Source organism: Pedobacter africanus, assembly GCF_040548825.1.
In the GTDB taxonomy this organism is placed as follows: domain Bacteria; phylum Bacteroidota; class Bacteroidia; order Sphingobacteriales; family Sphingobacteriaceae; genus Pedobacter; species Pedobacter africanus_A.
The window spans coordinates 26,302-39,320 of sequence record NZ_JBEPSL010000005.1 but is presented as its reverse complement, the minus strand read 5'-3'; the positions used below and the strand labels follow the sequence as shown (position 1 = coordinate 39,320).

8 protein-coding genes are annotated in these 13,019 nt (G+C 42.4%); 1 reads left to right on the top strand and 7 read right to left on the bottom strand.

Translation table 11 applies throughout. The features are described from left to right. Positions 1 to 8: 8 nt before the first annotated feature. The 5 genes from ABIE26_RS21930 to ABIE26_RS21910 form a co-directional block, all read right to left on the bottom strand. A complete protein-coding gene (locus ABIE26_RS21930) occupies positions 9 to 1,535 on the bottom strand; it encodes a M43 family zinc metalloprotease (RefSeq protein ID WP_310146177.1) in 1,527 nt (508 codons plus the stop codon). 290 nt (positions 1,536 to 1,825) lie between these two features. Continuing rightward, positions 1,826 to 2,272 (bottom strand): hypothetical protein, encoded by a 447-nt coding sequence (locus ABIE26_RS21925; RefSeq protein ID WP_310146179.1) that lies wholly within the window; start codon positions 2,270 to 2,272, stop codon positions 1,826 to 1,828. Between the two features lie 7 nt (positions 2,273 to 2,279). After that, on the bottom strand, positions 2,280 to 3,773 hold the full coding sequence (locus ABIE26_RS21920; protein WP_310146182.1) for a SusD/RagB family nutrient-binding outer membrane lipoprotein: 1,494 nt from the start codon (positions 3,771 to 3,773) through the stop codon (positions 2,280 to 2,282). A 5-nt stretch (positions 3,774 to 3,778) separates the two neighbouring features. After that, positions 3,779 to 6,937, bottom strand: coding sequence for a SusC/RagA family TonB-linked outer membrane protein (locus tag ABIE26_RS21915; RefSeq protein ID WP_310146185.1), 3,159 nt, complete (start codon positions 6,935 to 6,937; stop codon positions 3,779 to 3,781). Between the two features lie 305 nt (positions 6,938 to 7,242). Next, entirely contained in the window at positions 7,243 to 9,729 is a 2,487-nt protein-coding gene (locus tag ABIE26_RS21910) for a M14 family metallopeptidase (RefSeq protein ID WP_310146187.1), read from the bottom strand. A gap of 116 nt (positions 9,730 to 9,845) precedes the next feature. Between ABIE26_RS21910 and ABIE26_RS21905 the strand changes: the two genes are divergently transcribed. Further along, positions 9,846 to 11,147: a UDP-N-acetylmuramoyl-tripeptide--D-alanyl-D-alanine ligase gene (locus ABIE26_RS21905; protein ID WP_310146188.1), complete on the top strand. Its 1,302-nt coding sequence runs from the start codon at positions 9,846 to 9,848 to the stop codon at positions 11,145 to 11,147. Here the strand turns inward: ABIE26_RS21905 and ABIE26_RS21900 are convergent. Then, positions 11,144 to 11,611 carry a gliding motility lipoprotein GldH gene (locus ABIE26_RS21900; RefSeq protein WP_310146190.1) on the bottom strand — a complete coding sequence of 156 codons (468 nt, stop codon included), beginning with the start codon at positions 11,609 to 11,611 and terminating at the stop codon, positions 11,144 to 11,146. The genes ABIE26_RS21905 and ABIE26_RS21900 overlap by 4 nt on opposite strands. After that, the gene (locus ABIE26_RS21895) at positions 11,598 to 13,019 is read right to left on the bottom strand and encodes a PSP1 domain-containing protein (RefSeq protein ID WP_310146192.1); all 1,422 of its coding nucleotides are present in this window, start codon (positions 13,017 to 13,019) and stop codon (positions 11,598 to 11,600) included. Before ABIE26_RS21895 ends, ABIE26_RS21900 begins: the two co-directional genes overlap by 14 nt.

Sequence of the window (13,019 nt, the reverse complement as noted above, 5' to 3'; positions counted from 1 at the left end):
GCCACCTACTATCCACACCACCCGGTTACCATTGTTGATCTTTTTGTGGAGGTGCCACAGGGGCTTACAGCCTCAACTTCTATAAGGTGGTCTACTCCATCCGATTCAAGAATTCTTGAAATAAATCGTGCTGCTGTTTCACCTGCAAACGCACCGTCAATATACCACTTGTAGGACGTTGCACCAGGCACCGCAGCGATTTCCAGGTGCACTCTGTCACAACCGATAGTGGGACCTGTTGTTGCGGTAATAGGTCCGGGCGTAACGGCCCCAAGTGAAATCTGTTTAGAATTTACCTCGTAAGCATATCCAGGATCTACAATTGTGGCCCCAATGGATGCATAACCAATACCATTAGCCATAATAGTTATACTGTTCCCTGAGGTACTCACCACCGAACCGGCTGACCACATTGTGTGGTTCCATGTCACAACAGCACCTGCTGGCACGTTATTTATGGTATACGTTGCCGTATTAGAAGGACATACAGAACTTGGCCCTGTTACTGCAAGTACAGTTGGGGTAACGAAACCACGTCTATATCCGTTAGGTTCAAACAATGCTCGTGCACGTGCTTTCTGACCTGCTGTAAACATAAACATACATCTATCATCGGTATAATCCATGTAATTCATTGTCATCTGGATTTGATTTTGCCCAGTACAAGTACTGTAAAGAGGAAAAGAAGGGCAAAAATAATTCTCAGTAGGATGCACGGGAGTATCATCTACGAGGTCTGTGCCGCAACTGGCATTGCCCCAAATATGGATTAAATTTAGCCAATGTCCAACTTCATGTGTGGTGGTACGACCAGCATCGAACGGATAATTTAGATACCCTAAGGTACCGAAGCAATATGGAGACACCGCCACACCATCTTGAGTTGGATCAACTGAGCCAGGCGAGGTTCCATAACCAAGAATAGCACTTCCAGAATTTGATAAATTACATACCCAAATATTTAACGTATTGTTGGTAGAAACTGCATCCAACCCTCCAGTTGAATAACTTTTATAGAGCTCAGCTCTCGCATCCCAAATAACCTGGGTCGACGCCCTTCTATCAACACCTTTTAATACAAACGACATCTGAAAATCGGCTGCCACACTTTGAAAAACTGAAGGAATACTAGAAAAATCTGTATTTATTGCATTGAAATCCCTATTCAAAACATCGATTTGTGACTGGATTTGTTCCAGTGAAATATTCTCATTGGATTGACTATAAATAACATGAACAAATACCGGAATAGTAATATTTCCACTCGGATCGATTGACCGGTTTTGCATTCTGGTTCGTAAAAAATTCTGGGTTTGCGCTTCAATTGAATTCCTGATTTGCATAATAGATGGCTTTGACTGAATCAAATTTTCGAAGTGCTCATCCGTTGCACAACTTCTCTGAGTGGAAACAGGTACTTCATTAGCGAAATCAGTTAAAGTTTTAGGTTTGGTACACGCTGCGAGCATTAAAATAAACAGTACGCACATACTAATGCTCTTTCTGATTTTCAGAAGGGATAAAAAAGTTTTCATAAATTTTTAGAGATGATTACGTTATGTCTACTCTGTTATAGATTTTCGACTGCCTCTATACAGCTGTCCTAATTGTTGGAGAGCTATAATCTAAATTTAAGATATTTTAGCAGACTTTTTGCTTTTCTGATAGAAAAATAGCTCAGCTAATAAACACGTTGCATCTGTTACAACGACACCTCAGCGCATCCGGTTAATTTACTCTAAAAATTAAAGTCCGAAAAACTTAGTTTTCCGGACTTTTTATAGGCCAAACAATAAATAAGGCAATTTGCTTATCTGATATTATTCTATTTGGTAATATTAATTGTGACCTTTTGCGTGGCAGCATCATTTTTCGATCCTATCGTCATTGCCGTACCATCAGCCTTTGTTGCACTAACCAAAGTCAGTGTGGCTGTAGCAGTGGTAGCAGGTGCAACTATTGTTCCAACAGGCACCGCAACTACCGCATCAGCAGATAGTGCATCCCTACTGATAACTACAGTTTTCGTTCCTGAGTTTATCGCGCCTTCAACTTTATAGGTAACTGTAACCGTTTGTTGAAGAGATGTTTTTACCTGGAAAGTAAAAGTAGCATTAGCCCCTTCTTTTACAGTCTTGGCCGTTGTATTGCTCAGGGCAACATAAGGAGGCAAAGAATTGCTAAAATCATAGTTATCGCCCGGACCTTTTTTCTCACATGCCTGCAGGAAGAAAACAGCAGTCAACGATAGTAAAACTAATATCTTTTTCATATCTCTATTATAAATCAAACCACATTTTTTCATTGTACTTAATTGTTGTTTTTGGCGCATTAGGATTCCTTGATATCTCATTTACAATAGGATATTCATATCTCCTAAAAATCGGACCAGCAGGCGCCCCAATAGGTAGCGTCAAAACGGGAACCTCACTTCCGTCGGCACCAGACCTTCTCCATTGTGTAAAGCCATCCAGCCCCCTATCCATTTTATCAACCCATTGCTGCTCGTGTATAGACTTAATTGCAATTGCAGCGCTGGCAAAAGCACCTACAGGAAATTGATTAGAGAAGTTTAAGGAAACGGTTGGATCAGCACCAAAATATTTACATGATTCTTCAACACCCTTTCTATACAAAGTAGTAGCTTTAGCTAAATCAACAGGAACACCAAGCCCTCTGGCATAAACTTCGGCTTCATTAAATAATTGCTCTTGATAAGTGTACATAACCTCGGGAGCCGTTGCCGAATGTAGTGTTTTAGCAATTCTTGGATTGGTAGCATCAATTCCATCAGCACCGGGCACAACGCCGATATATTTTGTCTGACCAGCTGGTTTATCAAAAAATTTAGGCAACCTCGGATCACTAATCGCAAGAGTAGGAGTCGGATCCATAATATCTGTTACCGGCTTTGTGGCAAAAAAGAAATTATTTCCATTGTTATATTGCAAACCAATAGCATATTTTGGATTTCTTTTGTTAGCAATATCCTGATAAGCAATTTGAGCATTATCAGTTACAGCATTTACTAAACTGCTTGTTCCGGCTGTAATAATCGAACCGATAGCCGCAGCTTTACTTGGATCTTTGTCAACCATGGTAAGTAAAGTTCTCAGCTTAAGTGATTTCGCTAATCTTTTCCATTTTCCAATATTTCCGCCGTAAATCAGGTCATAGCCATCTCCTGCACCAATTTTCAACGGACTGGCTTCGTCGAATTGTGCCAGCGCCTCATCCAAAAGAGCCATTTGCCCTTCCAGGACAGTTTTCTGGTCGTCAAACTTTGGATAAATAATATCAGGATTCCAGGCTTCTGTAAATGGTACATCACCAAAAGTAGTAGTAATATCATAAATAACCATTGCCAACAAAACCTTACATTGAGCAGCAGCATTATTATTTACAGGGCTTGCTGCTTCAGAGAGTTTAATTGCCTGTTTTAAGTTTGCTCCCGCCCTCACATAAAGAGATACCCAAGTATTGTTCAGAAAGTTTGCTGAAAAGGTATAGGTATCTGCACTTGGGTCTCCTCCTGACCAGCCCGTAGGATTATTACCACCGCCACCTAATGCCTGACTTGCAAGCCCAATAGGAATATATAAATCCCCACTTGATTTTAAGTTGATATAGGCAACAGAGGCATATGAAAATAAAAGCTTCGGATCTACGGCAGTTGCTGTATTCGGGCTCTGATTGATGTCCAGATATTTTTTGCAGGATGAAAGTGTCAACAATAATGTCAGAACACTAAACGTATATATAAATTTTTTCATTTTCTTTAAATCTTAAATCTCAGATTAAAACCAAGGGTCCTGGTAGATGGAACTGAATTAAACTCTACACCTTCCGCTACACTTTCAGTTCCAAAGAAATTTGCTTCTGGGTCAATGTGCGGTACATTATCATGTATGATCCATAAGTTACGTCCCTCAAGTCCAATTTCCGCAGATTTTATGAACTTAACACTTCTTTGTAATAACTTAGCTGGAATCTGATAAGACAGACGAACCTCTCTTAACTTCACATAGGAAGCGTCAAAAATGTTGGCTTCCGTATTTGTAGTGGTATACTGGGCCCAATATTCTTGCATACTTGTTACCGGCGTTGTATTAGGAACAAATGTACTTCCAGAAGCAACCACACCTTTGTCTATAAAGATATTTCCTCTGTTCAGCAAAGTTTCTTCTGCCAATCCACTTGTTCTTAAAGAAGACACTGAGTTCGAATAAATAACGCCACCTTTTCTAATATCAACCAAAAAGCTTAGCGAAGCTCCCTTGTAAGAAAGAGTGTTATTGATACCTCCAAGCCAGTCCGGACTCATGTTTCCTAACCTTTTATCACTTACCGTTTTTCTTAGTCCGTTCGCAGCATCAATCACCAAGTTCCCGTCATTATCTCTCTGCCATGCGACACCATATATACCAAATGATTTACCAGACTCCGCTTTAATAGACAAGCCGCTCCAACCGCTTGCCAGCTGATAAGAAGTCAATTCAGCAGGGAGTTCTACCTTTTGAATATTTCTGGAGAAGTTGATGTCCATATTCCAGGTGAAATCGGTTGTCTTAACTGGAACCAAGCCTAAAGCTACCTCAAAACCCTGGTTTTTTACTGAACCTGCATTTCTTATAGCAGTTGAAAACCCTGTCGATTGAGGAAGTGGTAAACTTACGATCTGATCTGAGGTATTAGTATTGTAATAAGTTACATCCAGATTTACACGACTGTTCAGAAACCTCAATTCCGCCCCAACTTCGTAGGAAGCCTGATTTTGTGGCTTCAAATTTAAGTTAGGGATAGCCGATGGACTACTGAATGCCAATACGCCATTGAACGGGAAAGTTGAACCATAACCATATTGTGCAAAAGCAGCACTAATTGGGGTATAGGTAAACATACCCTGATACGGCTCCGTATCACTTCCAACATTTGCATAACTGGCCCTTATTTTACCATAGTTAAACCAGGTACTTTCCGGTAGCACTTCGCTAAAAACAAAACTCGAACTCACAGAAGGATAAAAATAGGACCTGTTCTGAACAGGCAATGTTGAAGACCAATCGTTTCTTCCCGTTACATTTAAGAACAAATAGTCTTTGTAAGATAAACCAATATCTCCGTAAATGCCCTGAATTCTTCTCTTATTAGAAGTATTGGTAGTTACCACGCTCCCTGCATTTGAATAGTTATACAATTCATCTACAGTTAATTGTTGGGCATCCGTTAAATCCCTACGGTAAAATGCTTCATAAACGTTGTAACCCGCAATTACCTTTAAACTCAGGTCTTCTGTTAATTTTTTATCCGCAGTCAGAATCAAATCGTTATTGATAATTCTGTTATAAATGTTTGCGGCATAGAAATCTCCTGTTAATGAACCAATAGTTCCCTGCCTGGTTACCCCCCTTCTATATTCGTTGTAGAAATCAGTACCCAGGTTATTAGAAATTGACAGCCACTCTATAGGCTTGTAGGTGACAATAGCATTTCCATAGAAGCGATCAACAACATTGGAGAAATTATTGTTGTTCACCACCCAGAATGGGTTATTACCTGTTCTGGTTGGGGTTAATGCAATTTGTTGCTTTGTCACAGGATCAACGTAGTTGTTCCTCAAAACATTCACATCAATTGTCCTAGGCAAACCGTAAACAATCGACTGCAATACACTTGGGTTGTTAGAACTCTGAACCGGACGGCCATCCGCAGCTGTACGTGTATAATTGGCGTTCGTACGGATGTCCAGACCTGGAGCAATATTTCGGCCTGCATTCAGACTCAAAGAGTTTTTCCTTAGCTTTTCGTTCGGAATAATTCCATTTTGGGTTGTATTTGTAAAACCAAAGCGATAATCACCGGATTCACCTCCACCCTCAAAAGCAACAGAGTTCATATAAGTTTTACCTGTTTCATAAAAATCCTTTACATTATTTGGATAGGCTTTCAACGTAACCAGGTTTCCAAGATAGTCTGTAAACTGCCTATCCTGTACCTCACTTATCTTTGGTCCCCAACCATTCAAACTGGAACTGTTAACACCCGGACCAGTACTATACACCCCTTGAACACCCTGAGCATACTCATTTTGGAAGCTTGGAAGTTTCAACACATTATCTACTCGTGTTGATGAATTGAAGGAAACTGAAGCCTGACCTTTTTTACCTTTTTTTGTAGTAATTACAATCGCTCCGTTCTTGGCTCTGGCTCCATACAACGCAGTTGCAGCAGCACCCTTCAAAACTGTAATTGTTTCAATGTCATCAGAATTTAAATCTCCTGCTCTGTTACCATAATCGGAACCAGCACTACCCTGAGGAACAGAACTTGTTGTAATGGTATTGATTTGTTGAGAACTGTTGTCTACAGGCAATCCGTCAATTACAAATATAGGTTGGTTTGATGTTCCTGTCGAATTGAAGGAGGACGCTCCCCGAATAATGATCTTGGAAGACCCACCTACAGTACCCGATTGTGATGTAATCCTCACGCCCGCAGCCTTACCGGCGAGGGAGTTGATCACATTAGTTTCTCTAGCCTTTGTTAGATCATCACCCTTTATTGTAGTAACAGAATATCCCAGAGACTTTGCCTGTCTCGTAATACCCATTGCCGTTACAACTACCTCACCCAATTGCTTGGCATCTGTTGACAGCGCAACATTTACCACGTTTGAAGACCCGACCGAAACAATCTGAGTCTGGTATCCAATTGATGAGATTTCGAGTGATACTGCACCAGCACCGACTCTGATAGCGAATTTACCTGCACCATCTGTTGATGTTCCATTTTGTGTTCCAACTACCTTTACAGAAACCCCAGGAAGAGGAAGACCATCGTCTTTTCCGGTAATTGTACCCGTAACTGTACGGTCCTGTGCCATCGCAGCTCCTGCGAGAAACACCAAAATGAACAAACTTTGTAAAAGTTTTTTCATAAGAAAATAAAATTTAGGTTAGTTAATAATGATCAAATATACCGAATTTGATATGCTTGCATAGCTTACTTTCTCTCTCAAAACAACAAATGACATTAGTATGACATTGTAAATGTAACATTTCAACCAAGCAAACCTTGGCTTTGTCAAAATATTATTTTCAATAATAAACACAATACAGATTTAAGTTTCACAAAACTAAACACCACGATATTGTAACAGAACATTTAACATCTTTTAACAACTTTCATCATCTCTTTTCGCTAGGAAAATAATCCAACAAATCATATATGTTAATCTAAAACCTAATTCACAAAAAAAATCGCGTTTGTAAAGAGCTGCTTTCCATGCTCCCAAAACGATCTGAAAAGCAAATTCGTCCCAAAATAAATGACTGTTCCTTTACCTTCTGGTTGCACCCCAAAGAGCATACCGCTACCCAACTTCTTCAACACCCCTTGTCCTGCAATTCCAGCCACATAACTTCCTGGTTTCAGCACCCCCACATTCCAGCCTTTGTTTAAAAACTCATACAGTTTATCATCCGTTTTCAGCGTATAATAGTAATTTCCCAGCCCCGCAGTAATAGGGTGACTATGATCAAGCTCTACTTTCAAAATTGCCCCTGGAATTGCATTCGATAAATTGGCCTGCTTACGGCTAAAGAATCTTGGCGCATTGCTGATCACCAGATCATCTTTAAGATGTTCCTTTTTCAGCACATCGAAAGGCTTCTTTCCTACAGCACTCAGGATCGCATCTTCCATTAAAATTAGCCGGCCGCCAATCTTAATCCAATCTTCCAGTTTCTCATTGATATTGTCCCCGTATGTGCCATCCGGAAAAATCAATGTATTGATTTTATTGATGTCCAGGGCACCAATATCATCCGGGCTGATAATGGTAAGGGGATACCCCAGTTCCTGTTCAAAAAAGTGCCATATTTCACCCATACTCTGGGCCGAACTTTCCGATCCGGCAACAATGCCTACTTTAGGGATATTTAATATGGGATAAACTGACGATCCAAAATCCTTTCCTTTGTCTACAAAGCCTCCTGCAGCGACCTCAAACATTACTTTTTCGGTCTTTTCAATTGAAGCGATATGAAATGTAAGGTCTTTAAGCAATCGTTCATTTTCCGATCTGTAAATCAGCAGCGAACCAATAGGGTAGGTCCTGCCCTTAATAGTAAAACCCTCTTCCGCCATTCTAACTTTTATGCCCGATTTTTGCAAGGCTATCAGCGCCTTCGCATCCTCGATTGAAGTCCAGGGTAAAAGCCAGGCATAAGGTTTGTCAGCGCCCGCCACCGCAGCAACAGCTATTTCCGGAAGCGGGTGCGCTCCTTTTAGAGATTCTTTACAGGCGTAGGCATTCAAGCCGTAAGCATAAGGCAAAGCCCAGGCCGTAATGTCGTAGGTATTGGAGTCGCTAACTGCCGTCTGCGGCTCAAAGAGCACATTTGCCAGCATGGCCCTGGGCTGCTCTACATTCACAATTAAATCATTACGTTCTACCTTAAAGGCCTCTACCTTTCCTGTTTCATAGTTATAACCATTTAACTCCTTGCTACCGCCAAAGGCAAAGTCAATGTGGTTTTTCCTTAAAAGTTCTGCCAGGCGTTTTAGTCTGCTCAGGTTTTGAGCTTTAACCACATAGGTTCGGAAAATACCGGGAGGAGTAACCAGTGCCTTTTCAAAATACTTCCTGAACTCGTCTACCAGCTTGTCTGCATTTTTTGACACCGTTTCCAGTGTGGCTATTCCGGTGGTGAAATGATGATCGATCCTATCTTTAAGTGTTAAAGTATCTTTATCAATAGTGATTACCGCCAAACCGGCACCAATACCTCCCTGTTCATAGGTCATGCCAATAGCACCATTATATAGAGGGTAAGTATCTCCGTAAGAGGGGTACAACAGATCAAATTGTTCCTTGGTAAAATACTGCCAGCCTTTGCGGTCAAAATATTTAGCGTTGTTCTTTCCAACAGTGACCTGAAATTCCCTTTGCCATGGGGTGACGTCCTGGTGCACTGGTTCGGCCGCAGGCGCAAAATAATAAGGTTCATTATAGTTCTGTTCATGAAAATCAACATGAACCTGTGGCATCCAGTCCTGATACAGCACCAGGCGCTGCTGCGTTTCCACCTGTGTTTGCCAGGCCCAGTCGCGATTGAGGTCAAAGTAATAATGGTTGGACCTTCCTCCTGGCCACGGCTCCATGTGCTCTCTGGCCATAGGGTCAGGATTTGGCTTTGTGCCGCTTACACTGTTAAAATAATTGACATAACGTTCCCTCCCATCCGGATTAAGGCAGGGGTCTATAATAACCACGGTGTTCTTTAGCCAATCCTGAACGCCCGGCAGTTTACCTTCTGCCAAAACATACAATGTTTTTAAGGCCGTCTCTGTTGAACTGGCCTCATTGCCATGTACATTATAACTCAACCACAGTATCGCTGGTTGCTTAGCCGCTTTTCCTGTGATCTTTTCGCCCCTGCTTAAACGCAGGTTGTGCTTCCTGATCTGTTCCAGGTTGTCGACATTCTCTTTGGCCGATACCACAGCAACCAGTAACTCGCGCCCTTCATAGCTTTTTCCATAATTTACAAGCCTGACGTTTTTGGCCATCTTTCCCAGATACCGGAAATACTCCAGTGCTTTATTGTGTGAAGTAAACCTGCTCCCCAGTGAATAGCCAAGGAACTCATCAGGAGATTTGACCTGTGCCTCTGCAATATTCCAGCCGCACCACAACAAAAAGGAGAACAGAAGGCATTTTACCATATAGATTCATTTACATTCGTGATGGCCCGGTACGTGGTAGTTAATATACCAAAATAATAAAGATTATTCTTTGTTTAGGCTTCATTAGAATAAATTTGTTGCATTAATTTTAGCATATGATCAGCACCGGCTCCTTATACCAGCATTACCTCAAACACAGAACGATATGTACAGATACGAGGAATATTGTAGCGGGCTGTCTTTTCTTTGCCCTGAAGGGAGAAAAGTTTGATGCCAATACCTTTGCTGAACAGGCTTTGGCACTAGGCGCGGCTTATGTGGTTATCGACAATAAAGATTACCAGCTCAATGAGCGCTGCCTTCTGGTTGAAGATGCGCTCAGTGCTTTGCAGGAACTTGCCAGGCACCACCGTACACAACTTAACATTCCGGTAGTGGGTTTAACCGGCAGCAACGGAAAAACCACCACCAAAGAACTGATCAATGCGGTACTGTCGCGCAAATACAAAACATTTGCTACCAGGGGCAACCTGAACAACCATATTGGCGTTCCGCTTTCTATTCTGTCGCTAGGCCCCGAAATAGAAATGGCCGTCATCGAAATGGGGGCCAACCATCAAAAGGAAATAGAATTTCTCTGCAATATCGCACAGCCAACACATGGCCTGATTACCAATGTAGGCCTGGCACATTTAGATGGATTTGGTGGATTTGAAGGTGTAAAAAAAGGAAAAGCAGAATTGTATGCCTACCTCAAAGCGCATCATGGCTTTGCTTTCATCAACCGGAACAATCCTTACCTATTGGAAATGAGCGAAAAAGCCGAACTAAATAAAGTGGTTTACTATGGCACGGAAGCCAGCAACACCATCTCCGGGAAGCTGTTAAAAGCTGACCCGCTTATTGAACTCAACTGGGAGAACAATGCAGGTACATTTCATACAAACGTGCAGCTTACAGGCGCATATAATTTCGAGAATATCCTGGCTGCCGTTTGCATCGGACAGTTTTTTGAACTGAGCCCAGAACAGATCAACGCCGGCCTTTCAGGTTATTCGCCTAACAATAACCGCTCACAGATCAGCAAAACAGCACACAATACTGTGATCTGCGACTTTTACAATGCCAATCCGAGCAGCATGTCGGCCGCCCTGAGCAACATCAATCAATTGAGTGCTGAAAATAAAACCGTCATCATAGGAGATATGTTTGAACTGGGGCAGGAATCTGCCGTTCAGCATCAGAACATTGTAGAGCAGGCAGAAAAACTAAAGGTGGATACCCTGATCTTTATTGGAAAAGATTTCCATAAGGCAAAAGGTAGCCACAAAGGACAATTCTTTGAAAGCCCGGCCGAAGCCGCTGAGTTTTTAAAGCACAAACCCGTAAAAAACAACCTGGTACTGTTAAAAGGATCAAGGGGAATGGCCCTTGAACAGCTCCTTCCCTTGCTTTAATTTACGGAAACTACTTTAATGCCCACGTCGCTTATTTCTTTGAGCGGATTATCGCGCATATTCTGTTCCAGCTCCAGCTCGTATTTACCCGGGGCGGGGAATTTAAAATTGGTCAGCAAAGGGAAAGTATAAGTATACAGGTTCCCTGAACCAGAACCATTCCATTGCCCGTCTGCCTGCGCCAATTTAAACTCATACCTTCTGTTGCGCTTCTTTTTGGGGCTTTTTACGTTAAAAAGCACAAAGATGTTGGAATAGCGGTAATCTGCTGTATGCCGCAGCTTAAAATAGATGTTGAACAATTTATTGCTGTCCTTAATGTCAACCACCACCTTTACTTTATTGGCATAACTCCAGTTGCGTGAAGGCATGGTCTGATTGGTATCAGCAATATTATTGGTGTCGCAGCCACTAAGGGCTACCAGCACTGCGACAAATAAGAATAAAATTTTACTGAGGTTCATTTTTAGGCTTATCCGTTGGCTTTTTCCTGCGATTGTTCCTGTTCCGGTTGTTTCTGTTGCCCGATGGTTTCGTTTCTCCCTGTTGCGGCTGACCTGCTGGCTGCTGCGGAGCCTTAGGCTTAGGCTGACCTTGCTGCTGCCCTGGAATATTTTCTTTTTTCCCTTCGGGCCTGTTTTTTCCTTGCTGCTGTTTTTGCGGCTTATCAGTTCTTTCCCCTCGTTCTGCGCGATCTGAACGCTCTCCGCGCTCTCCGTTGCTCCTATTGCGGTTATTGTTACGGTTGTTTTTATTACCCTTATTACGTGGCTTATCATCAAGGCGCGTTAAGCTATCCTGGCCAACCACATTTTCATAATCCGGAATTTTATCCAATACTGTGGCTGTAACCAATTCAACAGCTTCTTCTTTAAGGTTAACTGGCTTCTGCCCCCTCTTGTTCATCGCCATGATCTCTTTCACACGGTCAACTTTCAAGGGGATCCAGTCTTCCGTATTCGGATAGGCAAACCACATCAGTTTTTTAAAAATGTCGGTTTTCTGGTGCCTGGCCACGCCTATTTCTGTCTGTAAGCTGTCTACACGGTCTGGAATGTCTTTCAGCGCATCCAGGTAGGTATCCAGTTCATAATTTAAACAGCATTTCAGCTTACCGCACTGACCGGCAAGTTTAAGGGTATTTAAGGAGAGGTTCTGGTATCTGGCCGCGGCAGTAGATACAGTTTTGAAATTGGTAAGCCAGGTAGAGCAGCACAATTCCCGTCCGCATGAACCAATTCCGCCCAAACGTCCGGCTTCCTGGCGCATCCCAATCTGGCGCATTTCAATCCGGATCCGGAAGGTCTCGGCCATTTTCTTGATCAGCTCCCGGAAATCGACACGCCCCTCGGCTGTATAAAAGAAAGTTGCTTTGGTTTTATCTCCCTGGTAATCCACATCACTGATCTTCATAGACAAGCGCAGGTCGAGGGCCAGGGTACGGGCTTTGTGCATCGTTTCCCACTCCATCCCTTTGGCAATTTTCCATTTTTCTACATCGGCTTCCGTAGCTTTCCGGTAAATCTTGCGGGTTACCTGGTCCAGCGTAGTTTTCCTTCGCTTCATCTGCATCCTCACCAGTTCTCCAGTTAAGGAAACATGACCGACATCATAGCCGCCTGTAGGGCCTTCAACAGCCACCAGCTCGCCTATTTCCAGGTAAATGTTATCGTTATTTACAAAAAATTCCTTCCTTGCGCCTTTAAACTTAACTTCTATTACCTGGAAAGGTTTATAATTTGAGGGCATGTCAAGGTTTGACAGCCAATCGTATACTTCTAATTTCTGGCATCCTCCGGTAAGGCATGAGCCATTACTTTTGCAGCCTGCGGGGGCGCAACCGCCACCGGTAGAACAACTTCCACATCCCAT

Excerpts from the sequence above, each read along its gene's own strand:
- ABIE26_RS21930 (WP_310146177.1), bottom strand. The coding sequence starts at position 1,535 with ATGAAAACTTTTTTATCCCTTCTGAAAATCAGAAAGAGCATTAGTATG.
- ABIE26_RS21925 (WP_310146179.1), bottom strand. The coding sequence starts at position 2,272 with ATGAAAAAGATATTAGTTTTACTATCGTTGACTGCTGTTTTCTTCCTG.
- ABIE26_RS21920 (WP_310146182.1), bottom strand. The coding sequence starts at position 3,773 with ATGAAAAAATTTATATATACGTTTAGTGTTCTGACATTATTGTTGACA.
- ABIE26_RS21915 (WP_310146185.1), bottom strand. The coding sequence starts at position 6,937 with ATGAAAAAACTTTTACAAAGTTTGTTCATTTTGGTGTTTCTCGCAGGA.
- ABIE26_RS21910 (WP_310146187.1), bottom strand. The coding sequence starts at position 9,729 with ATGGTAAAATGCCTTCTGTTCTCCTTTTTGTTGTGGTGCGGCTGGAAT.
- ABIE26_RS21905 (WP_310146188.1), top strand. The coding sequence starts at position 9,846 with ATGATCAGCACCGGCTCCTTATACCAGCATTACCTCAAACACAGAACG.
- ABIE26_RS21900 (WP_310146190.1), bottom strand. The coding sequence starts at position 11,611 with ATGAACCTCAGTAAAATTTTATTCTTATTTGTCGCAGTGCTGGTAGCC.
- ABIE26_RS21895 (WP_310146192.1), bottom strand. The coding sequence starts at position 13,019 with ATGGGATGTGGAAGTTGTTCTACCGGTGGCGGTTGCGCCCCCGCAGGC.